The 23,266-nt window shown below is 62.5% G+C and carries 18 protein-coding genes and 1 tRNA gene; 7 read left to right on the top strand and 12 right to left on the bottom strand.

The features are described 5' to 3' along the window. Nucleotides 1-41 precede the first annotated feature (41 nt). The 4 genes from B5D38_RS10610 to B5D38_RS10595 form a co-directional block, all read right to left on the bottom strand. Nucleotides 42-1,196 carry a Gfo/Idh/MocA family protein gene (locus B5D38_RS10610; RefSeq protein ID WP_078708396.1) on the bottom strand — a complete coding sequence of 385 codons (1,155 nt, stop codon included), beginning with the start codon at nucleotides 1,194-1,196 and terminating at the stop codon, nucleotides 42-44. Nucleotides 1,197-1,228: 32 nt separating this feature from the next. After that, nucleotides 1,229-2,062 (bottom strand): carbohydrate ABC transporter permease, encoded by an 834-nt coding sequence (locus B5D38_RS10605; protein WP_078708395.1) that lies wholly within the window; start codon nucleotides 2,060-2,062, stop codon nucleotides 1,229-1,231. Beyond that, on the bottom strand, nucleotides 2,062-2,955 hold the full coding sequence (locus tag B5D38_RS10600) for a carbohydrate ABC transporter permease (protein WP_078708394.1): 894 nt from the start codon (nucleotides 2,953-2,955) through the stop codon (nucleotides 2,062-2,064). The genes B5D38_RS10605 and B5D38_RS10600 overlap by 1 nt, the downstream gene beginning before the upstream one ends. Before the next feature lie 63 nt (nucleotides 2,956-3,018). Beyond that, nucleotides 3,019-4,359 carry an extracellular solute-binding protein gene (locus tag B5D38_RS10595; RefSeq protein ID WP_078708393.1) on the bottom strand — a complete coding sequence of 447 codons (1,341 nt, stop codon included), beginning with the start codon at nucleotides 4,357-4,359 and terminating at the stop codon, nucleotides 3,019-3,021. A 240-nt stretch (nucleotides 4,360-4,599) separates the two neighbouring features. Between B5D38_RS10595 and B5D38_RS10590 the strand changes: the two genes are divergently transcribed. The 4 genes from B5D38_RS10590 to B5D38_RS10575 all read left to right on the top strand — a co-directional run bounded on the left by B5D38_RS10590 (nucleotide 4,600) and on the right by B5D38_RS10575 (nucleotide 9,716). Then, nucleotides 4,600-5,214, top strand: a complete 615-nt coding sequence (locus tag B5D38_RS10590) for a GNAT family N-acetyltransferase (protein WP_078708392.1) — start codon at nucleotides 4,600-4,602, stop codon at nucleotides 5,212-5,214. Nucleotides 5,215-5,527: 313 nt separating this feature from the next. Then, the gene (gene pglB / locus B5D38_RS10585; RefSeq protein WP_078708391.1) at nucleotides 5,528-6,973 is read left to right on the top strand and encodes a polygalacturonase PglB; all 1,446 of its coding nucleotides are present in this window, start codon (nucleotides 5,528-5,530) and stop codon (nucleotides 6,971-6,973) included. Then, a complete protein-coding gene (locus tag B5D38_RS22835; RefSeq protein WP_078708390.1) occupies nucleotides 6,970-7,995 on the top strand; it encodes an ROK family protein in 1,026 nt (341 codons plus the stop codon). Before pglB ends, B5D38_RS22835 begins: the two co-directional genes overlap by 4 nt. After that, entirely contained in the window at nucleotides 7,992-9,716 is a 1,725-nt protein-coding gene (locus tag B5D38_RS10575) for an amylo-alpha-1,6-glucosidase (protein WP_116002657.1), read from the top strand. Before B5D38_RS22835 ends, B5D38_RS10575 begins: the two co-directional genes overlap by 4 nt. A gap of 96 nt (nucleotides 9,717-9,812) precedes the next feature. Here the strand turns inward: B5D38_RS10575 and B5D38_RS10570 are convergent, their stop codons facing one another. The 5 genes from B5D38_RS10570 to B5D38_RS10550 all read right to left on the bottom strand — a co-directional run bounded on the left by B5D38_RS10570 (nucleotide 9,813) and on the right by B5D38_RS10550 (nucleotide 15,224). Continuing rightward, a complete protein-coding gene (locus B5D38_RS10570) occupies nucleotides 9,813-11,027 on the bottom strand; it encodes an ROK family protein (protein WP_078708389.1) in 1,215 nt (404 codons plus the stop codon). Nucleotides 11,028-11,301: 274 nt separating this feature from the next. Next, nucleotides 11,302-12,153, bottom strand: a complete 852-nt coding sequence (locus tag B5D38_RS10565) for an SDR family oxidoreductase (RefSeq protein WP_078708388.1) — start codon at nucleotides 12,151-12,153, stop codon at nucleotides 11,302-11,304. An 8-nt stretch (nucleotides 12,154-12,161) separates the two neighbouring features. Further along, on the bottom strand, nucleotides 12,162-13,214 hold the full coding sequence (gene uxuA / locus B5D38_RS10560) for a mannonate dehydratase (RefSeq protein WP_078708387.1): 1,053 nt from the start codon (nucleotides 13,212-13,214) through the stop codon (nucleotides 12,162-12,164). Nucleotides 13,215-13,321: 107 nt separating this feature from the next. Further along, nucleotides 13,322-14,089 carry a GntR family transcriptional regulator gene (locus tag B5D38_RS10555; protein ID WP_078708386.1) on the bottom strand — a complete coding sequence of 256 codons (768 nt, stop codon included), beginning with the start codon at nucleotides 14,087-14,089 and terminating at the stop codon, nucleotides 13,322-13,324. A 151-nt stretch (nucleotides 14,090-14,240) separates the two neighbouring features. Further along, nucleotides 14,241-15,224, bottom strand: coding sequence for a TRAP transporter substrate-binding protein (locus B5D38_RS10550; protein WP_078708385.1), 984 nt, complete (start codon nucleotides 15,222-15,224; stop codon nucleotides 14,241-14,243). Between the two features lie 146 nt (nucleotides 15,225-15,370). On the opposite strand from B5D38_RS10550, the gene B5D38_RS10545 reads away from it, so the two are divergent. From B5D38_RS10545 to B5D38_RS10535, 3 genes are all read left to right on the top strand, one after another. Continuing rightward, entirely contained in the window at nucleotides 15,371-15,970 is a 600-nt protein-coding gene (locus tag B5D38_RS10545) for a TRAP transporter small permease (RefSeq protein WP_165690833.1), read from the top strand. After that, nucleotides 15,970-17,268, top strand: a complete 1,299-nt coding sequence (locus B5D38_RS10540) for a TRAP transporter large permease (RefSeq protein WP_078708383.1) — start codon at nucleotides 15,970-15,972, stop codon at nucleotides 17,266-17,268. The genes B5D38_RS10545 and B5D38_RS10540 overlap by 1 nt, the downstream gene beginning before the upstream one ends. 84 nt (nucleotides 17,269-17,352) lie before the next feature. Continuing rightward, entirely contained in the window at nucleotides 17,353-19,755 is a 2,403-nt protein-coding gene (locus B5D38_RS10535) for a glycoside hydrolase family 31 protein (protein WP_078708382.1), read from the top strand. Nucleotides 19,756-20,214: 459 nt separating this feature from the next. On the opposite strand, the gene B5D38_RS10530 is transcribed toward B5D38_RS10535, so the two are convergent. The 3 genes from B5D38_RS10530 to cpdR all read right to left on the bottom strand — a co-directional run bounded on the left by B5D38_RS10530 (nucleotide 20,215) and on the right by cpdR (nucleotide 23,191). Continuing rightward, nucleotides 20,215-20,289, bottom strand: a tRNA-Val gene (locus B5D38_RS10530). A gap of 253 nt (nucleotides 20,290-20,542) precedes the next feature. Then, entirely contained in the window at nucleotides 20,543-22,525 is a 1,983-nt protein-coding gene (gene tkt / locus B5D38_RS10525) for a transketolase (RefSeq protein WP_078708381.1), read from the bottom strand. 300 nt (nucleotides 22,526-22,825) lie between these two features. Next, nucleotides 22,826-23,191, bottom strand: coding sequence for a cell cycle two-component system response regulator CpdR (cpdR, locus tag B5D38_RS10520; protein ID WP_078708380.1), 366 nt, complete (start codon nucleotides 23,189-23,191; stop codon nucleotides 22,826-22,828). Nucleotides 23,192-23,266 lie beyond the last annotated feature (75 nt).

The raw sequence follows: 23,266 nt of genomic DNA, 5'->3' as shown, positions 1-23,266 counted from the left end.
AGATGAGGGCGCAGGCTCCTGCGGCCGCGCCGTTGCAGTGATCAGGCTGGCTCGCCCGCAAGAGCGGAGTCGAACCGCGCCCAGATCTCGTCAAGCTCGACGACGCGGCCTTCGCCACGCGCCACATCCATCGCGATTGCGGTGACTCCCGCCTCCAGCGCGTCGATTACGCTGAGCGGCAGGTTTTCGAGATCACCCTTCATGTGGGCGAGGATGTCGACGGCCATGGCCGCGTCGGCGCCGTAGTGGCCATGCTCGCTGCCAGAGCCGACATCCTTCATGTCGATGACGCTCTCGCCGGTGTCCGAGAGCGTCACCTTGAAGGTGTTGCGGATGAAATCGCCTTCCGCCATCCCGTCGACGCCGATGACCGCGAAACGCCGAAACTGATCGGGAACGTTCAAGTTGGTGTGGAAGCAAAGATTGGAGCCGTCGGCATATTCGACGATCGCAACCTGATAGTCGACGATGTCGGCCGCCCCGCCAAAGGCATCATTGATGCCGCCCCAGCGCGGAAGCTTTTCGGAAAGATAGGCGGGTTCGATGATAGGCCGGCGTTCCGGAACGTATTTCTTGCGCCCGCCGAAGCTCGCGACGCGTGTCGCCCGCGCTCCGATGACGCCCTGGTAGAGGTCGATGTCGTGGCAGCACTTTTCCAGCATGAAGCCGCCGGACATCGCGGTGCTGCGGCGCCAGTCGCGCATGAAAAACGAGCCATGAAAGGGAGCGATATGCTCACTCGCCTCGATCGACATGATGGAGCCGATGTGGCCGTCTCTCTGAGCGGCGCGCAGGGCCCGATAAAGCGTCGAATAGCGCAGCACAAGGCCAACCATCAGCCGCTTCATGCCGTCATGCCGGGCAATCAGCCGGGCCAGTTCCAGCGTTTCGTCTATCGAGACGACCACCGGCTTCTCGGCAAATATGAATGGCGTCGACGTCTGGAGCGCCAAGCGCAGATGCTCAAGGTGCGTCGCGTTCGGTGAGCCGATCATCAAGAGATCGAAGGAGCGACTGCCGACCATCTCCGCCGGATCGTCAAAGCATTCGGGCCGATCTCCCCAGGCCTGGAGAATGGGCAAGCGGGCAGTGGACGGATCGCTGACGGCGACGAACTCGATTGTGGGATCGACCGCCTTCATTTCACGGGCGAGCGTCACGATGCGGTCGCCAAGGCCAATCACGCCGATTTTCATGGACTAAGCCTTTCTGCTCGCTGGACAGCACGTCATTTGGACGCGCCCGCAGTGAGTCCTTCGATGAATTTGCGCTGGAAGATCAGATAGACGACGATGATCGGCGCGATGACCAGCACTGCTCCGGCCGTCAGGACCGGCGTGTTGACGGTGTAGCGCCCCTGGAAGAACAGCATGCCGAGCGGCATCGTTCGGAATGCGTCATCGTTGACGAGGATGAGCGGGATCAGGAACTCGTTCCACGTCCAGATGAAGAGGAAGAGGCCGAGGGAGGAGATCGCCGGCTTCAGAAGAGGGACAATGACTCTTCGCAGGATCAGCCCCCGCGACGCGCCATCGAGCAGCGCCGCCTCCATGACATCCTTTGGTAGCTGCTGCATCGTTGCCGCCATGAAAAGCGTCGCGAAGGGCAGCGACATGGCGATCTGCGGCAGGATCATCGCGGCATAGGAGTTGAGGAGCCCAAGGTAGCGCATCTCGTAATAGAGAGGGATGATGAACGCCTCGGTGGGGACCATCATGCCGATTGTCAGGATGACGAAGATCGAGCGCTTGAAGGGAAAGCTGAGGAAAGCAAAGGCAAAGCCGGTCAACAGCCCGAGGACGATCGAACAGGTGACGACCGGAACGACGACGATGATCGAGTTCCAGAAGTAGGTGCCGAAGTGGCCGTCCACCCATGCGCTGACGTAGTTCTCGAAATGCGGATAGGCGGGCAGGGCAAAGGCGCCGCGGAAAAGATCCTGCTTGCTTTTGAGCGAAGTGAGCAGCAGCAGCGCGAATGGCACGATCGTCAAAAGGGTGAAAAGCCACATCACTAAGCGGAATGACTGCCGCTTGATGGCATCGGGGGCAATGGCAGCCATCAGCGCGAACCTCCGTCCGCCGGCCGGACAAAACGATGGACGATGTAATTGACGGTGAAGATCAGGATCGCCCCAACGATCGCGACCGCCGCCGCGTATCCGTACCGGTTCAGCTGAAAGCCGAGCTGATACATGTAGATGTTGGGAACGAGGGTCGAATTCGCCGGACCGCCGCGGGTCATCGTGAAGATGAGGTCGAAGCTCTTGATGGACGCGATGATCGTCAGCAGGAGAACAATGCGGATTTCCGGCAGGAGGAGAGGCAGGGTGATGCGGCGGAACGTATAGGCCGCTCCGGCACCGTCCGCGCGAGCAGCCTCGAAGATCGACGGATCAAGCCGCTGGAGGCCGGTGAGGAAGATCACCATGCAGAAGCCACAATAGTACCAGGTGGCGACCATGCCGACGGAGGGCAGCGCAAAGTTGAAGTCACCGAGCCAGGGCAGGGCGATCGCGCCGAGGCCCACGGATTTGAGGATCTGGTTGATCGGACCGAAGGCCGGATTGTAGAGCCAGTGCCAGACGATGCCGAGCACGGCCGATGGCATGATGTAGGGCATGAAAAGAAGCGTGCGGATCGCCATCTGCTCGCGCCCCTTCAGAGATCGGACGATGGAGGCGAACGCCATGCCGATGAACAGAGGCAGCAGGCAGTAGAACACCATCAACAGCGCGTTGTTCTTCAACGCGGTGACGAAATTGGAATCGGTGAGAAGCGAGAGATAGTTGGAGAAACCAATGAAATCGGGCCGCGCAATTCCGTTCCACTCGGTGAAGCTCAAATAGATCGCTGCGAGTATCGGTCCCAGGACGAAAGCGGAGTAGAGCAAGAGGCCCGGCAGCACGAAAATCAGGTTCTTTCGCACCGGAGCATCGAGAACGGACTGTTTCATCCCATCTCCTCGGAAGGGGCCATGGCCGGTGAGCGGCCATGGCGATTGGCTGATGATGCGAGCCTACTTGCTGGCGAGGTAGGCCGCATAATCGGCCTGAAGCTTGCCGATGAAGGCTTCAGGCGTGTCGCGTCCCGACAAGAGGAGAGGCATGTTGTCGTCGATGGTTTTCAGCATCGTCGGGCTCGACCAATCCGGATAGTGGCCGATGGCGTCGTTGGCATTGAGCGACTTCCAAATCGCGACGCCCTCTTTGAGCAGCGGCGTCATGTCGATGTTGGCATCATCCGGCAGTTTGGTCGAGGGCAGATAGCCGGCCTTGGCCCATTCAACGGCTGCTTCGGGGGAAACCATGTAGTCGATATAGGAGCCGGCGAGGTCTTTCGTTGCCTGATCCTTGGCAAGGGCAGTGATGGCCCAGGCCGGATCGACACCGCCCACAGAGAGCGGGTGCTCGACGCCCTTAGGCGCCGGGATCGCCATGAAGTGGATGTCGGGATTCGCCTTCATGTCGCCGAAGTACCATGTGCCCGACGTGAGAAACGCGGCTTGGCCGGCGATGAAGAGCTGGACGGCGTCGTCACCCGAAATTCCCTGGAAGCCGTCGAAGTAGTATCCCTCTTCCGCCCATTTCTGCAGAAGGGCCGCGGATTCCACGTTGCCGGGGGTCTGCCAGCTGCCCCCGCGACCATAGATAAGATCGTCAAGCTCCGAGCGCTTGGATGCGTCGATGTGGGCCTGGCTGATTCCAGCAAGAAGGTGAAGAGCGAGATGTTGCTTGGCCGTGCCCATGGCGATGGGCGTCGCGCCGGCCGCCTTGACCTTGTCGCAAGCCTCCAAGAAGTCCTCGAAAGTCTTGAGCGGCAGGGAGACGCCTGCATCCTTCAAGACCTTCTCATTGTAATAGAGGCCCACGATCTCGCCGAGGCTGGAAATGCCGTAGGTCTCGCCGGTGCCGAACTTGCCGTCCTTGGTCCAGCGGTCACGGGCGAGGATCGAATCGGACTGACGCTCGGTCCAGCCATACTTCTGGATGTAGGGATCGAGGGGCAGAAGGAGACCTTCCTTGGCCATCGCGCCCATATCCTTGGCGCCCTGGTTCACCTTGGTGACCACCGGTCCGTCGCCGGCCGAGACGGCAAGCTTCAGCGTTAGGGCGAGATCGTCGAAGGTGCGCTGCGTGCGCTGGACGTCAACGTCGGGATGCGCCGCCTCGAAGTTCTTGACGAGCGTCTCGATGACGGCGACCTGGCCCTCATAAGAATAGTCGTCCCATACCGGCAGGTCGGCGGCGGAAGCCGAACCGGCACAGGAAATCGACAGTGCCATCGCAGCAGTCGCGGTGGCCGCGAGCGCACGCCTCCGCGTCGCTGCACTGAGGTGCATTCTCACAGTCTGGAGCATCCTAACCTCACCCTTTCCTTGTCGTTTTCGACGTCATCCCACCGCTCTTCGGCCGACCGATCGCGTCGAGGGAATTGTTGTGCGAGGGGCGACCGCTGGAAATTTCCGCCGCACCCGCTGAATCTCGAGTTCCGCTTGCTATTTGACAACCGACCGAACTAATGTTGCCTGACCAAACGTCTCGAGTCCATACGCTCGTACCCAAGCATTTCCACAGATCCCAGAACGGAAAGATTGACCATGCAGAACGTTGAGCAGGATCTGGTCATTCGACCAGCGACAGAAGCTGACGAACCGGCGCTGTTCGATATCTGTCTGAGAACCGCCGACGCTGGAAAGGACGGCACCGAGTTGTTCGGCGACCCGCGCTTCCCCGGCTATTTGTGGTCCGTTCCTTATGCCCGCTTTGAGCCTGACTTCGCCTTCGTGCTCGCGAACCGCGAAAGAGCGATTGGCTACGTCCTCGCGGTGCCGGATACTCGCGCCTTTTTCCGCCGCCTTGAAGCCGAGTGGTGGCCTTTCGTGCGCAGGCAGGTGGCGGATTTTCGCCCGACACGCCCCATGGACGAGGCCGTCCTCGCCCGCATTGCGGAGCCGGAAGGCGGACGCGAAGCCCTTCTCGATACCTATCCCGCGCATCTCCACATCAATATCCTCGCCGATGCGCAGGCTGGAGGCTGGGGAAGGCGGTTGATCGAGACGGAGCTCGCGACCTTGCGTGAGCGGGGAGTTCCCGGCGTTCATCTCGGCGTCATGCCCAGCAACGAAAAAGCTCTCGGCTTCTATCGTCACCTCGGCTTCGAGGTCGTCGCCCGGGACAACAGCATCATCTTCGCGATGAAATTCGATCGCTGAAGCAATGTCTTGGCGCAGCGTGCCGAGCACAGGAATCTCCCTGGCAGAGCCTTCGCTGCGGACTGAACCAGGGCGGCATTCGACAGTCATCAAGGTCATTGCGTGAGCCACGGACGAGGAGCTTGGGTGAAGCGTACAAGTCGCCCTCGCGATTTGTCAAGTGAGTGGACAAAATCGATTCGGAATGCGAAATAGCAGATGAAGTTGGGCCGATTGGTGGTCTGCCGAATGTCAAGAATCGGCGGTTTCACCGGTCGTCGGACCCCGGCTTCTCCATGTCTCTCGCGCTCCGTCGCGCCTTGGGAGTTCGGCGATGTCCACGCACACCGTCCTCGTTCCAGCCGAACTGGGCGACCGCACCGAAGTGATTCAAGCGGCGCTCGATTCGGGCCCCCGGCCGTGCAGGGTTGTCCTTTTGCCGGGGCGTCATCTCTGCGGCGGCCTGAAACTACCTTCGCGAACCGAGCTGCACCTGTCGCAAGGAGCAGAGCTCGAATTCCTGTCCACCTACGACGCCTTCGCTGAAAACACCGTTGGCGTGATCGCGGAAGACAGCGACCGCGCGATGATCGTCGCCACAGACGCGGATGAGATCGCCATCACCGGTGAAGGGTCGATCCTGGCCGGCGGCGACCACTACAGCGAAGGCGACGATGCCGACATGGGAACGCGTCTGCCGTTCGCCGAGCGACCGCGTGTCATCGTGTTCGAAGATTGTCGCGACGTCCGCCTTGAGGACTTTGGCGTCGGGCGCTCGCCGATGTGGACGTTGCATCTCGTCAACTGCGAGGCGGTGGCGCTGCGCGGTATCCGCGTCGATAACGACCGGCGTATGCCGAACACCGACGGCATCGTCATCGACGGCTGCCGCGACGTCGTCATCGCCGATTGCGATATCGCCACGGCCGACGACGGCATCGTTCTGAAGACATCGCATCGGATGGAAGGCACAACTGCCTCCTGCCAAAGGATCACTGTTCGCGATTGCCGGATCGAGAGCCTGTCCTGCGCTCTGAAAATCGGAACGGAAACCTTCGGCGACGTTTGCGATATCACGTTCGAGAATTGCCAGATCGTGCGCTCCAACCGGGCCCTCGGCATTTTTTCTCGCGACGGCGGCGCCATTAGGCGGGTTCGGTTCTCGTCCATTGCGGTCGATTGCCGGGAAACCGCGGCGGGTTACTGGGGGTCGGGCGAGGCGCTCACGATCAACCGGCTCGACCGTCGCCCTGGCGATCTGCCCGCGGGGGACATTTCCGATGTCGTCGTTGAGGATGTCTCGGGTTGCATGCAGGGGGCGCTGAATCTCTACTCGGATCCCCCGGGACACATTACCAACGTCGTGCTGCGCCGGATCGCTCTCGTCCAGGCGGCGGGACCGCTCGGCACGGCCCTTGAGGTCGATCTGCGTCCTGGTCCGGCAGACCTGCAGGGCGAGGTTGCCGATACGGGACGAAAGAACGCCTGGCGCAAGGACGCCGACGGACGGCTGATCGGCCTTGAGCCTTATCCGGGCGGCATGCCGGGCCTCTTTGCGCGCGGCGTGTCGGAACTCGTGGTCGAAGATGTCGAGATCGTTCGCCCGGACCCGTTGCCGAAGGGCTGGAACGTCGATTCCGCCATGCTCGTCGATTGCCTGGAAAGGCTCTGCGCGGGAGCCGGCACCGGAAGCCGGGGCGCGTCGCGGGCTGGAGGAGGGAGCGACTGTCTTTTGCCAACCACCGGCCTGATCGATTTCCAAAGGGGTGAAGAGCAATGACGCCCGTGCGAAGCAATGATGTTGCCGTAACGTCGCAGGGACTAGGCGACGGCGACACTTTCCAGCACCGCCGCATCCAGCTCATCGGGCTCGATCTCGGGGGGACGAAGCTCCATTACGGAACGCTCGACAGCGCTGGCGTCATTGTCAACGACATCGTGGAGCCGACTCGCGCGGAATCGGAGGATGCGCTTTTTAACCAACTCGTTCAGGCCGTCGAGCGGCTTCGCGACGACAGGCCCGAACTGGTTGTCGCCCTCGGAGTCCCGGGCGCCGTCGATCCTCTCACAGGGGCGATGGAACTTTCGCCGAACATTCCCATTTCGCCGGGCCGTCGCCTCGGCGGGGCTTTGCAGGCCGCCCTTGGAGGCCGCGTCGTCGTTGAGAACGACGTCAACCTTGCCGCGCTTGCCGAGACGCAGCTTGGAGCGGCAAAAGGTTTGGGTCTCGTCGCCTTTCTTGCCTTCGGCACGGGCGTCGGGCTTGGGATTGTCGCCAACGGCAGTTTGTTGCGGGGCGCCAACGGCAGAGCGGGGGAGATCGGCTACCTGCCGTTCGGCGACGATCCGTTCGCGGCCACGAACGCCGGACACTTCGAAGATTTGGTCGGCAGCGCCGCCATCCGGGCGCGATACGGCGCCGACCTGCCGGACGTGAAGGCGATCTTTGCGCGCGCCAAACAGGGTGATGCGCGAGCGCTCGCGGTCATCGAGGAGACGGCTGCGGCCGCTGCTCTTGGTCTTGCTGGCCTTCAGGCTCTTCTCGATCCAGACCGGATCGTGATCGGGGGCAGCATAGGCATGCAGCGGCAGTTCTTCGATCCGCTGCGGGCGACGGCGGAGCGGCTGCTGCCATTTCCGCTCGCGTTGGCGCAGGCCGAGCTTGGGCCGGCATCGGGCGTTCTCGGCGCGCTTGCACTGGCGGCCGAGGTCGCGGACCTGCCAATCACGGGGATTGATCATACCCCATTGACGGCCGACCGCGGCAGATTCGCCGCGAACGGCGAAGGAGCCATCGATTGACCGCTTACGACACTCTGCCCTTGCAGCCTCAGGGCGACGGGAGGCTTCTGGCTCCCAAGCCAGTGCTGCTGCCGTTCATGGCGCCCCGACTGCAAGGCGATCTTTATCCTGACGGTCAGCTTCGCCTTTCCGTGTGGGGCGCCGGCCACGTGGCGACCTTGCGGTTTGCGCTGCCAGGCGGAACCCATTTCTATTCGCCCAACCGCGCTGAATGGGCCGGCGGTGGCCTATGCGTCGCCCAGTCCAGGCCCGTCCTTCTGATCGAGGGAGCGCCGCTACGTCGCGCCGCCTCGTCCTGGCGCGGTGCCTGGTGGAGCGCTGCCGAACCCCCGCAACCGGCCGAGATTGTCGAAGGGCGGCGCATCCTGCGCACCGGCTGGGGTGTCACTATCATCGAGGCCGAGGGCAACGTCGTCCGTGTTGCTGCTGGTGACAGCCTTGAGGAAGCTGAGGCGGGGCTCGCCTTCTCCAGCGAGGAAATTCGCGCCGAGGCGATCGCCTATGCCTCCCTATGCGACGCGGCGCCTGAAGCCGACCCGATCATGCGCACCATGGTCTCGCAGAGCCTTCACGCCGGTCTCTCCAGCATTCGGAGAGATTCGGCCGGCCGCTTCGCCGGGTTGGCGGCCGGCCAATCCTATTCGGCTCCCGCCCGAACCTATTATCGCGACGGATACTGGACGTTGCAGATCCTGCTCGACCGGGAACCCGAGGCCGTGAAGGGGCAGATCGAGATCCTGGCCCGAGGGCTTCAGGTGGACGGCGAGGCTCCGAGCGGCGTGATCCTCACCGGTGACGCTCAATCCGCGCGCTGGGAAGTCGTGCGCCAGAACCATGCCGTCGTTTCCGAAGAGCATCTAAGGCCGGGCGATTGGTGGTCGGACCATTTCGACAGTCCATTGTTCTTCGTCCTAACCCTCAGCGATTATACCGAGGCCACTGGCGACGAAGAGCCGTTGCGGCGCCACTGGCCAATGGTCGAGACCATCTACCGGCGCTACCGCGGCTTCGAGCGTAATGGCGTGCCGCTTCCCTACAAGCCGCGAAACGATCGCGACTGGGCCGATAACGTCTATCGCCACGGTTATGTCGCCTACGACGTCGGCCTGTGGATCGGTGCTCTCGACGCGATAGGGAGATTGGGGGAGAGAATCGATGCAGGGCTTGCGGAAGAGGCGCGTTTGGCGGCGGAGGCAGCGCGAGCGGTGGTTGACGACGAGATGCTGACCGGTGCCGGCACCTACGCCGACTATGGCGACAAGCGCGACTTTCGCGAAGAACATCTGACGCTCGACAGCCTGACGCTGCTGCGATATCGCGCGGTTTCGCCGGAGCGGGCGAAGATCGTGCTCAAGGCGGTTCGCGAGCGGCTCGAAACACGCCATAATGATCGCCAGCCCTATGGGGATTGGGGTGTCATGTGCGCTTGGCCGCCCTTCGCGCGGCGCCGCGACACCCGTCAGAAAACCGCATTCCCCTATCGCTACCACAATGGTTCGGACTGGCCGTATCTGACGGGGCTGTACGCAGAGCAGCTGATCGACCACGGGCTTGGCGAGGCTGAATATGCACTGACGCGTTGGTGGCGGACCTGCCTTGAAAACGGCTGGTGCGGCGCCGTCGAATATTTTGCGCCGCCGTGGGGGCGCGGCTCTCTTCTTCAGGGGTGGTCGGCGATGCCGGCCTATGTCTGGCTTTCCCGGCTGGCCGCGAAGAAATAGCGAGCCGATCGTGGATCAAACGGCTGCGGCGGCGCAACAATCCGTGGCAGCCGCGCCATCCGTCCGCTGTTGCCGAATGGCAATGAGTTCAGGTGATCAGGACACGGCCGAGGTCGGCTCGGGGATCGGCCAGGCGAGTTGCAGCGATTGGCGGTCGGCCTGCGGCGAGAAGACTTCCTGGAACAACCCCGTGAGGGCGAGTTGCGTGGCTCCGATCACGGGCGCGCGGAGGCCGAGCGCGCTTCGCACCAGGTTGACGGGGCGGGCGGTGCGAAGGCTGATTTCGTGGCGGAGCGCGTCGAGGACGGGGGGCGCAAGGCCGAGGATACCACCAAGTACGATGACCTGCGGATCGAACATCGCCTGGACCGAAAGCACGAGGAGGGCGCCGAGTTCACCGATGCGCTTCAGCGCCTGCTTCGCTCTTTGGTCGTCGTTCTCGAGCGCCTCGAGGAATGCCGCGACGGTTTGCGGCGCCGTCCGCGATGAGGCAAAGTCAGCCAGGGCGGCCTTAACGCCAAGAGAGCGTTCGAGAGCGCCGCGTGAAATTGACTCCTTGTCGAGGCTTTCCGTCCCAATCGGCAGGTAGGAAACCTCGCCGGCCGCACCTGTTGCTCCGCGCAGCAATCGACCGTCCGCGATGAGACCGACGCCGATGCCGGTGCCGAGCGCCAGATAGGCGGCGTGATGGGCAGATCGTGCTTCGCCCTGCCAGCGCTCTCCCACCGCTGCCGCATTCACATCGTTCTCAATGTCGACGGTGCAGCCCAATCCCTCGCGCAGCGCGTGCGAAAGATTGATCCCGGCGAGCGCAGGGAGGTTCGGCGCCATTGCCAATAGGCCGCTCTGCGGCGTCACGACACCGGGCGTTGCGAGGCAGACGTAGCGCAGTGGCCGGCCTTCGGCCGAGGCGCCGACAAACGCCTTGGCCTGAGTGATGATCTCCTGCGTCAGGCGGGCGGGGTCGAGACTCGACGTCGGAATTTCCCGTTCCGCCAAAGGCTGGCCTCTGACGTCGCTCAACAGTAGCTTGAAGCGGGTGGCGCCGATGTCGAGTCCGAGCACGGCGCCCGCCCGGGTGTCGATCTCGTAGAGAATCGCAGAACGGCCGAGACGGCCACTCGTCACCCCGACGCTGTGAACCCAGCCGGCGCTTTCCAGAGTGCGGATCGCCTCCGACATGGTTTGTTTTGAAAGACCGGTATCAACGGCGAGATCAGCGCGCGAGCGCGCGCCCTTGATCAAAATGCGGACAACCGCGCTGATCGACAGATGGTGCAGAACGGGACTTTTCTTTTCTTCTTGCACCATGGAGCCAGTCCATCTGACGAAACACTTCCCTGCTCGTACCGGCTAGGTACATGGAGAGGCAAGGGTTCTCATGATGTCCCGTCCACATAGGGCACGAAGGTATGCCGCCGTCTTGCAGCGAGAGAATGGCCGTTGGGGTGCGGGCTCAGGGGAGGCGAACCACCAAGCGGTGACCTGAGCGAGAAACTGCACCGATCGCATCGAGGCCCCAGGCATCATAACCGATGCCTGAGGCCAAAACGCGATCGCCGCGCCGGGCGGCTGGCTCCTTGCCTCAGACGCCCGAATAGGCGGCGAAGCCACCGTCGACCGGAAGGACAACGCCGTTGACGAAGCTGGAGGCCGGTTCGCTGGCAAGGAACAGCAGCGCGCCGATCAGTTCGTCCGCCTCGCCGAAGCGGCCCATGGGCGTGTGGGCGACGATCTTCTTGGCGCGCTCTGTCGGCTGACCGGCGCCATCGAACAGCAGGGCGCGGTTCTGGTTGGTGACGAAGAAGCCCGGCGCGATCGCGTTGACCCTGATGCCCACCGGCGCGAAATGCACCGCCAGCCACTGGGTGAAGTTGCTCACCGCCGCCTTGGCCCCGCTATAGGCCGGGATCTTGGTCAACGGCCGGAAGGCGTTCATCGACGAAACGTTGACGATCGAGCAGCCCTTCCGCCCAACCATCTGTCGGGCGAAGGCCTGGGTCGGCAGCAGCGTGCCGAGGAAGTTCAGATTGAAGACGAAACTCACGCCGTCGGCATCGAGATCGAAGAAGGTCAGAAGCTCGGGATCGTCGAGATCAGCCGCCTCCAGCACTTCCTTCGTCGTCGTGCCCTTGGGATGGTTGCCGCCGGCACCGTTGAGCAGGAGGTCACAAGGGCCGAGCTGGTCCGCGACCTTTTCCGCCGCAGCGGCCATCGAAGCCTTGTCGAGAACGTTGCACGCGACCGCGATCGCCTCGCCCCCTGCCGCGCGGATGCTCTCCGCCGCTGTCTCGGCCGCCGCCTCGTTGAGGTCGAGAATGGCAACCTTGGCGCCGCAGGCGGCCAACGCTTGGCCGAAGGCCGTCCCGAGCACGCCCGCGCCGCCGGTGACGACCACCGTCTTGCCGGAAAGATCGATCGAGAAGGGAAGATCCATGACGAGCCTCACTGCTTGGCGGCGGTGGTCTTCGCCACGCCTTCCCAAAGCCCGTTGAGATAGACCGCACCCAGGGCGCGGTCGTAGAGACCGTAACCGGGCTTGCCCGTCTCGCCCCAGATCATGCGGCCGTGATCCGGCCTGAAATAGCCGTCGAACCCAGTCTCGAAATAGGCGCGCACCACTTCGCCCATGTCGACCGATCCCTCCGACGACAGATGCGCCGTCTCATGAAAGTCGCCGCGCTCGCTGGTTTTCACGTTGCGAAGGTGCGCGAAGGCGATGCGGCCACGCCCCGAGAACTCGCGCACCATGGCGACAAGATCGTTCTTGAGGTCGGCGCCGAGCGAGCCGGTGCAGAAGGTCAGCGAGTTCGCCGGGCTGTCGACGATCGCCAGGATGCGCTCCAGGTCCGCCCGGTTCTTGACGATGCGCGGCAGGCCGAAAATCGGGCGCGGTGGATCATCGGGATGAATGGCCATGCGGATACCGGACTCCTCGGCCACCGGCACCACGATCTTCAGGAAATGCACGAGGTTCTGGAAGAGCTTCTCCTCGTCCACGGCCTTGTAGTCGTCGAGGAGGGCTGCGAGTTCCTCCGGCTTGTAGCTCGCGTCCCAGCCCGGCAGGCTGAGCCCCTTGGAAAGGTCGATGGCGTCCGCCTCGGCGGCATCGAACGACAGGCAGTTGGAGCCGTCCGGCAGCGCCATGGCAAGGTCGGTACGCGTCCAGTCGAACACCGGCATGAAGTTGTAGCAGACGACCTTGACGCCTGCCGCGCCGAGATTCCTCAAGGTCTGGCAGTAGTTCTCGATCAACCGGTCGCGACTCGGCTTGCCGAGCTTGATGTCCTCATGAACCGGAACCGATTCGACCACCTCGAAAGTCAGTCCCGCCGCCTCGATGGTCTGCTTCAGCGCGGCGATGCGCTCCACCGGCCAGGTTTGTCCCACAGGCACGTCGTAAATCGCAGTGACGATCCCCTCCATGCCCGGGATCTGACGGATAAAGGCAAGGCTGACAGGATCATCCGAACCATACCAGCGGAACGTCATCTTCATGTGTTTTCCTTTCGATGTCTGGCTGAACGAGCGACCGTCTGCGCCGAGACGACGGGTGCTCGTGCCGAATTTGCCGTTGAGGCTCCTCAAGCCAAAGAGCGGGCCCTCTAGTTCTTCGCGCCCGCGCCAGTTGTCTCTGGCGGCGCGAACAAGAAGCCGTCAAAGTGAGGGTCTTCCACATCGGAGACCGCGAGAAGCGTTTCGCGGACGTGCTGGAGATGTTGCCACATGGCCGCCCGCGCTGCCTGGGGGCTGCGGGCCCGCAGTGCGGCCAGAATTGTCTGATGATCGATCAGCCATTGCTGGCGATATTCGCTCAGCACAATGCGAGCGTGCAGCTGCTGCCACATGGCACTGCGCTGCCTGCGAGCCCAAAGGTCCTTGACGGCGTCCAGCAGCACGGAATTCTGCGTCGCCTCCGCAATCAGGAGGTGAAACGTATGATCACTGCGATAATCCGTGTCCCCGGCCGCAAGATCGGTTCGTTCCATCTCAAGCGCGTCACGCATTCGCGTGATATCGTTTTTGGTGGTCTGGATGGCGGCGAAGGCGGCGACCTCACTTTCGATCAACTGGCGAGCCTGGAGAAGCTCGAACGGCCCAATATCGTAAGCCAATGTATCGGGTCTCTCCGGGAGCGTTGTCGTTTGGCTCAGCACATAAACGCCCGATCCAACCCGGACCTGCACCAGCCCGAGGATCTCAAGCATGATGAGGGCTTCGCGGATCGTCGGGCGGCTAATGGCAAACAGCTCGGCAAGTTCTCGCTCGGGCGGCAGACGCTCACCGACCTGATAGCGTCCGCTCGCGATATCCTGCTGCAGACGCTCGGCGATCTCCCGGTAGCGTCGCTGCGATTTCAATTCAGTGCCCATCGTCGATTCCCGTCCCCAACCAACACCACCGAACTGCCTTGCCTCATTAGACAAGGGCGCACTCGCATAGCGCTACGACAGTGCGACTCCCGAACTGAAGCGGTCTTCGCCGGACGAACGGCCGGCGAAGAGCTGTTGTGCGGATCACCACCTACTCGAGGTCGCGAATCTCCTTGAGCAGATTGGCGGTTTCCTCGGACTGTCCGGCCACTTCGTCGTAGAACGGCTGAGTCGCTTTGCGGAAAGGCTCCTTGTCGACTTCCTTGAACTCGACGTTCATCTCGTTCTTGGCGGTCTCGCGCGCTTTTTCGATATCCTTGGCCCAGAGATCCTTATGGAAGGCCAGAGACTCGTCCGCTGCCTGCTGGAGAGCCTTTTGCTCATCCGGGGTCAGGCTGTCCCAAGTGAAGGTCGAAATCACCAGCACGTCGGGGATGCGAGTATGCTCATCCTCGGAGAATATCTTTGCCACTTCGCCATGGCGCGAATTGGTCAAGGCCGTCTCGTTGTTCTCGGCCGCGTCAACCACGCCCTGCTGCAGGGCGGTATAAAGCTCGCCATAGGGCAGGGGTGTGGCGCTGCCGCCCAGAAGCTCGATCATGCGGATCGCCGAAGGGCTCGGTTGAACGCGAACTTTCAGGCCCTTGAGATCAGCGGGGGTGTTGATCGCCTTGTTGGCATAGAAGCTGCGGGCACCGCCGTCGTAATAGGTAAGGCCAATAAAGCCCTTGTCGCGAGAGTGCTGCAGGATTTCCTTGCCCGGCTTACCGGTAATCACTTTGTAGAAGTGGTCCCGATCAGCGAAGACGTAAGGAACGTTGAACACCGCGTATATCGGGTCGAAGGCTTCCAGCTCGCTGGCATTGGTCTTGGCCATGTCGAGAGCGCCGGTCTGAACCAGCTCCACCGACTCGCGCTGTGTGCCGAGCTGTGAGCTTGGATAGATCTCAATGGTCAGATCGCCGCCAGTCAACTCGCTGACGCGGTCAGCCATCCACTGCATGGATTTGTGAACGGGGTGGTCTTCACCCTGGTTGTGGCTGAGGCGCAGGTTGCGAGCTTCGGCCGAGCCGATCAGCGATCCTGCAAGAATAAGGCTCAGGCAAACGCTCGAGGCCGTGCTGAAGGGTTTCATGCTTTCCTCCGTGGAAGGGTGCCGTTCAATGAGGCCAGGCCACATTCTCAAAATGGGACGTATCTGTCAAACCGTTTTGTGATTTTGGTTGACCAATTTGTTTGACAATGTACACTGTGCCCGTGTCTCATTGCAGAGGTGATGCTATGACAAGGGAAACGCCGGACGCCAAAGGGGCGCAGCCGCGCGATCCCCTCGGCCGGATGATCAGGCTGGTCGACAGGACGCTTGAAGCCTTTTTGGTGCTTCTATTCTCCAGCTTGGTGGTCGTCGTGGTGATCCAGGTTGGATCGCGTTACATCTTCAACAACCCGACGACATGGACCGAGGAAACCGCGCGGTTCCTCTTCATCTGGCTTGGTTTGATCGGCGCGGCCTACGCCTCTGGCGGAATGCGGCATCTGTCGATCGATCTGCTGCCGGTCCTTTTGAGCGGGGTTGCGCGCCGTGTTTTGCTGATGGCGCTCGAGCTGTTGGTGATCGGTTTCGCTGGCGCCGTGATGATCCGCGGCGGCTATAGCCTTGCCGCGCGCACACTGCAGACCGGGCAGGTCACTCCCGCGCTGCATCTGCCCATGGGGTGGATCTACTTCGCGGTGCCCATCGCCGGCGCCTTCATCGTCTTCTATGCCCTGATGCATCTTGTCAGGTTGGTGCAGGATCGCCCCATGGTCGAAGCGCGGCCTGGTGATGCTCCCATGTCCGATCAGACCCTCTCCGCAACCCTGTCCGAGGACGCAATCTGATGCTTCTCGACGTCGTCGTTCTTTTCGTTACCTTTTTCGGATTCATGCTTCTCGGACTGCCGATCGCCTATGCGATTGGCCTTTCGGCGCTGTCCACCGTGATGCTGCACTTTCCGCTCGATATGGGAGCGCTGATTCTAGCACAGCGCTTCATCGGCGGCCTCGACAGCTTCACCCTGCTCGCCATTCCGTTCTTCATCCTGGCTGGCAGTCTGATGAATCATGGTGGCATTGCCGCCAAGTTGATCGACTTCGCCAAGGTGATTGTGGGGCGCCTGCCCGGGGCTCTCGCGCACTGCAATGTGGTCGCCAATATGCTCTTCGGCTCCATCTCGGGCTCGGCGGTCGCCGCTTGCGCGGCAGTCGGCGGCACGATGAGCCCGCTGCAGAAGAAGGAGGGCTACGATCCAGGCTTCGCCGCGGCGGTGAATATCGCGTCCTGCCCGACCGGCCTTCTCATCCCGCCGAGCAACACCTTCATTGTCTATTCACTGATTTCGGGCGGAACATCGATCGCTGCGCTCTTCGTCGCCGGATATTTGCCGGGCGCGCTGATGGGCCTTGGCGTCATGGTCGTTGCCGGCATCATCGCCAAGCGGCGTGGCTATCCCGTGGCGCCGCGCGCCAGCTGGAACGAGGTCGCTCGCACGACCTTGAGAGCCATTCCGCCGTTGATGCTGATCGTCATCGTCATGGGCGGGATCGTCGGCGGCATCTTCACCGCGACGGAGGCTTCGGCGATCGCCGTCGTCTACACCTTGTTCCTTTCCATGGTCATCTACCGCACGGTGTCGTTCCGCACCTTGCCGAAGATCATCCTCGATGCCGCAGTCACGACCTGCATCGTCCTGCTTCTGATCGGCGCATCGGGCGCCATGTCGTGGGCCATGGCCTACAACAACATCCCGAAGCACGTTTCGGACGCGCTTCTCTCGCTTTCCGACAACCCGATCGTCATCCTTCTCGTGATCAACGCGATCCTCCTCGTGATCGGCATGTTCATGGATATGACGCCGGCCCTGTTGATCTTCACGCCGATCTTCCTGCCAGTGGTCACCCAATTTGGGATGGACCCGGTCCACTTCGGCGTCCTCTTGGCCTTCAACCTTTCCATCGGCATCTGCACACCGCCGGTCGGAAGCGCACTGTTCGTTGGATGCTCGGTTGCCAATGTGCCGATCGCCAAGGCGATCAAGCCCTTGCTTCCCATGTTTCTGGTGCTGTTCGTCCTGCTCCTCGCGGTGACGTACATCCCGCAGCTGAGCCTGGCGCTGCCTCATCTCCTGCTCGGCTACTAGGCCTCGGCAGGTCCTGATCCTGTTCCGGGGCGGTGCGAGCCGTCCCGGCTCCCTTTCCGTGACTTCCAAAAGGAGCGACCTCCCGTGTCTCTCACGCCTTCGCCCGTCTTTTCGATTCAAGCCCATGATGGTGCACGGCTGACGCTGCAATCGCCAGAAGGACATGCCGCTCACATCTTCGTTCTCGATGACGACATCATTCGCGTCATGGTGCTGCCGGGCGGCACTCTGCGTCAGCCGCGCAGCTGGGCGATCGCTCCGGGCCAGGAGGATGTCGAAACGCGGGGGCGCGACCGCTTCGACCTGTCAGGCTTTTCCTGCCCGCATTACGAAGTGGAGGAAGCCGACGGCGTTCTCACGGTCACCGCGGCCAAGCTGCGCTTGTCGATCCAGCTGGATGGCTTGTTCTGCCGCTGGGAAAGCCGGCTTCAAGGGCAATGGCGCCTCATGGCGACCGACCGTCAGACGCAAGCATACAATTTCGGTTGGTGGGACGATAAGGTCTACCACTACCTGAAAAGCATGGGCGAGGAGATGTTCTTCGGCCTCGGCGAGCGCGCCGGCACGGCCAACCGCGCCGGCCAGTCCTATCGCATGAAAAACCTCGATGCGATGGGCTACAACGCTCGCACGACGGACCCGCTCTACAAGCACACGCCGTTCTACCTCGTGTGGAACAAGAGCGAGCGCGCCTCGCTGGGCTTCTTCTACGACACGCTGGCCGACTGCACCTTCGACATGGGCCGCGAGTTGGACAACTATCACGGCCACTATCGCTATTTCGTGGCCGATGCCGGGGACCTCGACTATTACGTCATTGCGGGCGAGCGTCCGGGCGACATCACCGCTCGCTTCACGTGGCTGACCGGTCGTCCGGCCTTCATGCCGAAATGGAGTCTTGGCTACTCCGGTTCGACCATGACCTACACCGACGCCCCCAATGCTCAGGAGCAGATGAACCAGTTCCTCGACGGGTGCTCGGAACACGACATTCCGTGCCAGTCCTTTCACCTTTCGTCGGGCTATACGTCGATCGCCGACAAGCGTTACGTCTTCAATTGGAATCGGGACAAATTTCCTGATCCGGCCGGCTTCGTGCAGCACTATCTCGATCATGGCGTTCGGCTTTGCGCCAACATCAAGCCATGCCTCCTGGTCGACCATCCTCGCTTCGAGGAGGCCAAGCGGGAGGGTCTGCTGATCAGCAATCGCGACGGCTCGCCGACCATGGTGCAGTTCTGGGACGAGGCGGGCGCCTATCTCGACTTCACCAACGAAAAGACGCTGGAGTGGTGGAAGAATCGGGTCAAGGACTCGCTGCTCGAATACGGCATCGCTTCGACATGGAACGACAACAACGAGTTCGAGATCTGGAGCGACCAGGCCCGCGCCAATGGCTTCGGCACCGAGCACGACGCGCGCGATGATCGGCCTTTGCACACTCTGCTGATGATCCGCGCCTCGCACCTGGCGCAGAAGGAGCATGCCCCGGAGGCTCGTCCGTTTCTCATCTCTCGTGCTGGCGCTGTGGGCATGCAGCGCTACGTTCAAACCTGGTCCGGCGACAATCGCACGAGTTGGGAAACGCTCAAGTACAATATCCGCATGGGCACCGGCCTTGCGGTGTCCGGCGTTTCCAACACTGGCCACGACATCGGCGGGTTCTCGGGTCTCGCGCCCGAACCGGAGTTGTTCCTGCGCTGGGTTCAGTTCGGCATCTTTCTCCCGCGCTTCTCGATCCATTCCTGGAACGACGACAAGAGCGTCAACGAGCCTTGGATGTATCCCGAGATCACACCGGCGATCAGCCAGCTCATCAAGTTCCGCGCGCGCCTGACGCCCTACTTCTATGATCTGCTCTGGCGCTCTCACAGCGCCTATGAGCCGATCATCCGGCCGACCTATCTGGATTTTCCTCTCGATCCTCGCTGCTTCGAGGAAAACGACGAAATGATGCTCGGCGCCAACCTCCTGGTGGCGGCTGTCGTCGAGCCCGGCCACAGGGAGCGCCGTGTCTATCTGCCCGCCGGCGCGGGCTGGTACGACTTCTGGTCGGGTGCCCATTATCAGGGCGGTCAGGAGATCACCCTGGCCGCGCCGATGGATCGCCCGCCGCTGCTGGCGCGTGAAGGCTCGGCGATCCCGCTCAATCTGGCCGACCAGCACTTCAACTCAGATGCCGACGAACGCGGCTTCGCGATCTTCCCGATCAAGGGCGAGGGCGAATTCGCTGCCGAGTGCTTCGAGGACGATGGCTGGAGCGAGAACTATCGCCAGGGCGGATACGGACATTGGTCGTTGAAGGTTCATTCGACCTCCTCGACCGTGTCGATCACAGTCGCCAAAACAGGAAACCAGCCGCCGGCGGCGGACCGCCTGACGATTCTCTTGCCGGTGCAGGAGCATCGGACCGTTTCCATCGCTGGAGGCGAGCTCAAGAGTGATGGACGCACGCCCGAAGCTCGCGAGATAAAGTTGACTGTTTGACTCGTGAGCCCAGGTCGCGTGATTTTTGAAACGATCACGTGAAAACAGGCAGCTGGAACTTTGTAACAGGGTCGCCGGGTTCGGCGGCCCTGTCGCGTTTCGATCCATGTCGACCGCGAGGGCGAGATAGACCCGATCGGACCGCAGCGTTGCCAAGCCATGATGGGGGATCTGGGCGGGGTGCCGCGGTCGGCACGGTATGACGACATACAAGCCCGTCAGGGCTCATGGGCAGCATCATCTCGGCGACTGAGCAGAGATCGGCGCGTTCTTCTCCAGAGGCAGGAGAGGCCAGGGCAGGGCAGGGCGGATAGCACCGAAGGAGGCTTGGCCCGAGGAGCGGGCGAAGGCCGGCAATAGAAAAGTGATCCGACGATATGGACGGGGATCGCGAACAATCGCAATCGACCGCGCCTAAACGCACGGAGTATCACAGCCGGCAATTTCATGGAGATCAGATGGTGGGCGTGACAGGGATTGAACCTGTGACCCCTACGATGTCAACGTAGTGCTCTCCCGCTGAGCTACACGCCCATCTGACGAGGGGGCATAGACCACAGGAGCCGGCGGTGCGTCAATAGGATTGGCGCAGAATTCGGGGGGCCGAGGTGTCATTTTTTGCGACGCCGCTGGAGCTGATTGCGAACGCTCGATGGAGGTGGTTGTGGTCCTCGCGTTCGTGCTCGCTTGAAGGGCAGACAGAGCCTTTCTGACGGCAGGCTGCGGCAACGAAAAAGGGCCGGCGCGAGGCCGACCCTTTCATGCATTCCCGAATGGCGGTGAGGGCTCAGCCCTTGGCGACCTTGGCCTTTGCCTTTTCCGCCAGGGCTTCGCCCGTGAGGCCGAAATGCGGGTAGAGCTCGGGACCTGGGGCGGAAGCGCCGAAGGTCGTCAGACCGAGGACGTCGTCCTCGCTGGCGACGTACCTCGTCCAGCCGAATGGGCTCGCAGCTTCGATGGCGAGACGCGGGGCGTCACCAAGCACTTCGGCTCGGTATTCGGCCGGCTGCTCCTCGAACAGCTCCCAGCACGGCATGGAAACCACCGCAGCCGCGATTCCCGCCTCGGCGAGCAGGCTGCGCGCCTTCATCGCGATTTCCACCTCCGAGCCGGTGGCCAACAGCGTCACCGCCCGTGAGCCTTCCGCCTCGGCCAGGACGTAGGCGCCCTTCGCAGAGCGATTCTCGGCGACGTCGCTCCTGAGCGCCGAAAGATTCTGTCGCGAAAGCACAAGCGTCGTCGGCCGCTTGCCTTCCGCAACGGCGGTTTGCCAGCACTCAAGCGTTTCCACGCCGTCGGCGGGGCGCATCACCAGCATGTTCGGCATAGCCCTCAGCGAGGCGAGATGCTCGATCGGCTGATGCGTCGGCCCGTCTTCTCCCTGGCCAATCGAATCATGCGTCATGACATAGACCACCGGCCGCTTCATCAACGCCGACAGGCGCATGGCGGGGCGGGCATAGTCGGCAAAGCACAGGAATGTCCCACCGAACGGCGAGAAGCCACCGTGCAGCGACAGGCCGTTCATGATGGCCGCCATGCCATGCTCGCGCACGCCATAGTGCACGTAGTTGCCGGCATACTCGCCCGGCTTGATTGGGGTCGCCGAGCCTGCCTTGGTGAGGTTCGAGCCCGAAAGATCCGCCGATCCGCCGAGAAGCTTCAGCGACGCCGTCGTGAGCGCCTCGATCACGGTTTGGCTGGCCTTGCGCGTCGCCTGCTTGGGCTTCTCGGCCGCGAACTTCTCCTTGAGGCTCGCGAGTGTGGCGCCGGCGTCGGCGTCGAAGCCATCGGCCATCACCCGCGCGAACGACTGCGCCTTCTCGCCCGCCGCGTCGAGACGCGACTGCCATTCCTTCGCGGCCTCGGCTCCGCGCCGCCCCACAGCCTTCCACCAATCGGTGATGTCATCGGGCAGGACGAACGGCTCGTGCTCCCATTCCAGGAGCTTGCGCGCATAGGCGATGCCCTCTGCACCCACCGGCGAGCCGTGGACGCCGGCCGTTCCTTCCTTCTTGCCGACGCCGTAGCCGATCTTCGTGCGGCAGGCGATCATCGTCGGCCGGTCAGAAGAGCGCGCCTGCTCAATCGCGGCCGCGATCGCCTCCGGATCATGGCCGTCCACCGCATGCGTCGCCCAACCCGACGCCTCGAAGCGCTTGCGCTGATCGTCGGATGTCGCGAGGCTGGTCGAGCCGTCAATGGTGATGGTGTTGTCGTCCCACAGCACGATGAGCTTCGACAGCTTGAGGTGGCCTGCCAGGGAGATGGCTTCCTGGCTCACACCCTCCATCAGGCATCCGTCGCCGGCGATCGTGTAGGTGTAGTGATCGCAGAGCTCGGCACCGAAACGCGCCCTGAGGATCGCCTCGCCGAGCGCCATGCCGACGGCTGTTGCCAGACCTTGCCCGAGGGGGCCCGTGGTGGTTTCGATGCCGCCGCCTTCGCCGAATTCGGGGTGCCCGGCAGCCCGGCTGCCGAGTTGGCGGAATTGCTTCAGCTGCTCGATGGGGAAATCCTCGTAGCCGGTCAGGTGAAGCAGGCTGTAGAGCAACATGGAGCCGTGCCCCGCCGACAGCACGAAACGGTCGCGATCGGGCCAGGAGGGCTGCTTGGCGTCGAACTTCAGGAATCGGCTGAACAGAACCGTCGCCACGTCCGCCATGCCCATCGGCATGCCGGGATGGCCCGAGGCTGCTTTCTCCACCGCGTCGACCGACAAGAAGCGGATGGCGTTCGCCATCCGGCGGGTTTCTTTCGGGTCCAGCATTACATTGGGCTTGGACAAGGTTTCCTCCTGGCAGATTTCGATGTGCTACACGCCGTATAGCGCGCTTCACAATGAATCGCGAAGTGCGGTATTTCAGCCCTGTTGGCAGCCACCAACGTCAAGTGGGACGCGGCGAGCGGTGGTGCTCGCCATTCGGTGGTCGCCAGGACTAATCGGCTGACCGGTAAGGCTCAACCGCAACCGCAAACGGGCATAGCCGCACACGCGAAAGAACGCCTCCACCGCAGCCAGAATCGGCGGGCGAAGTCGTCAATGGGTCTGGCGGGACGGCGTCAGCCGCTAGGCGGCGCGCTCCAGCATCTTGGCGACCTCTTCCACCAGTTCGCGCAGGTGGAAAGGCTTGGAAAGGATCTTGGCGTCCTTGGGGGCCTTCGAATCGGGGTTGAGCGCCACGGCGGCAAAGCCGGTGATGAACATCACCTTGAGGTCCGGATCGAGCTCTGTGGCTCGTCTCGCCAGCTCGATTCCGTCCATCTCCGGCATGACGATGTCCGTGAGCAGGAGGGAGAACGGCTCTTCGCGCAAACGCTCGTAAGCGCTGCCGCCGTTGTCGAAGGACACCACCTCATAGCCGGCTCTTTCGAGAGCCTTGGCCAGGAAGCGGCGCATATCGTTGTCATCTTCTGCGAGAAGGATTTTCGGCATTCCAGTCATCCGGACGTGGCGAGGCAACAGATCGGGGCGTCGGGCGTTCTGCGACCATGCACATTAGGCTTTGAT

This window comes from Consotaella salsifontis, assembly GCF_900167365.1.
In the GTDB taxonomy this organism is placed as follows: domain Bacteria; phylum Pseudomonadota; class Alphaproteobacteria; order Rhizobiales; family Rhizobiaceae; genus Consotaella; species Consotaella salsifontis.
Note: the sequence above shows the minus strand (reverse complement) of the source record. Positions and strands in the feature narration are given on the sequence as shown.

What these genes read in the sequence shown, in the direction of transcription:
- B5D38_RS10570 (WP_078708389.1), bottom strand. Translation starts at nt 11,027, where the DNA reads ATGGTGCAAGAAGAAAAGAAAAGTCCCGTTCTGCACCATCTGTCGATC.
- tkt (WP_078708381.1), bottom strand. Translation starts at nt 22,525, where the DNA reads ATGCTGGACCCGAAAGAAACCCGCCGGATGGCGAACGCCATCCGCTTC.
- cpdR (WP_078708380.1), bottom strand. Translation starts at nt 23,191, where the DNA reads ATGCCGAAAATCCTTCTCGCAGAAGATGACAACGATATGCGCCGCTTC.
- B5D38_RS10545 (WP_165690833.1), top strand. Translation starts at nt 15,371, where the DNA reads ATGACAAGGGAAACGCCGGACGCCAAAGGGGCGCAGCCGCGCGATCCC.
- B5D38_RS10605 (WP_078708395.1), bottom strand. Translation starts at nt 2,062, where the DNA reads ATGGCTGCCATTGCCCCCGATGCCATCAAGCGGCAGTCATTCCGCTTA.
- B5D38_RS10590 (WP_078708392.1), top strand. Translation starts at nt 4,600, where the DNA reads ATGCAGAACGTTGAGCAGGATCTGGTCATTCGACCAGCGACAGAAGCT.
- uxuA (WP_078708387.1), bottom strand. Translation starts at nt 13,214, where the DNA reads ATGAAGATGACGTTCCGCTGGTATGGTTCGGATGATCCTGTCAGCCTT.
- B5D38_RS10600 (WP_078708394.1), bottom strand. Translation starts at nt 2,955, where the DNA reads ATGAAACAGTCCGTTCTCGATGCTCCGGTGCGAAAGAACCTGATTTTC.
- B5D38_RS10610 (WP_078708396.1), bottom strand. Translation starts at nt 1,196, where the DNA reads ATGAAAATCGGCGTGATTGGCCTTGGCGACCGCATCGTGACGCTCGCC.
- pglB (WP_078708391.1), top strand. Translation starts at nt 5,528, where the DNA reads ATGTCCACGCACACCGTCCTCGTTCCAGCCGAACTGGGCGACCGCACC.
- B5D38_RS10540 (WP_078708383.1), top strand. Translation starts at nt 15,970, where the DNA reads ATGCTTCTCGACGTCGTCGTTCTTTTCGTTACCTTTTTCGGATTCATG.
- B5D38_RS10565 (WP_078708388.1), bottom strand. Translation starts at nt 12,153, where the DNA reads ATGGATCTTCCCTTCTCGATCGATCTTTCCGGCAAGACGGTGGTCGTC.
- B5D38_RS22835 (WP_078708390.1), top strand. Translation starts at nt 6,970, where the DNA reads ATGACGCCCGTGCGAAGCAATGATGTTGCCGTAACGTCGCAGGGACTA.
- B5D38_RS10550 (WP_078708385.1), bottom strand. Translation starts at nt 15,224, where the DNA reads ATGAAACCCTTCAGCACGGCCTCGAGCGTTTGCCTGAGCCTTATTCTT.
- B5D38_RS10595 (WP_078708393.1), bottom strand. Translation starts at nt 4,359, where the DNA reads ATGCTCCAGACTGTGAGAATGCACCTCAGTGCAGCGACGCGGAGGCGT.
- B5D38_RS10555 (WP_078708386.1), bottom strand. Translation starts at nt 14,089, where the DNA reads ATGGGCACTGAATTGAAATCGCAGCGACGCTACCGGGAGATCGCCGAG.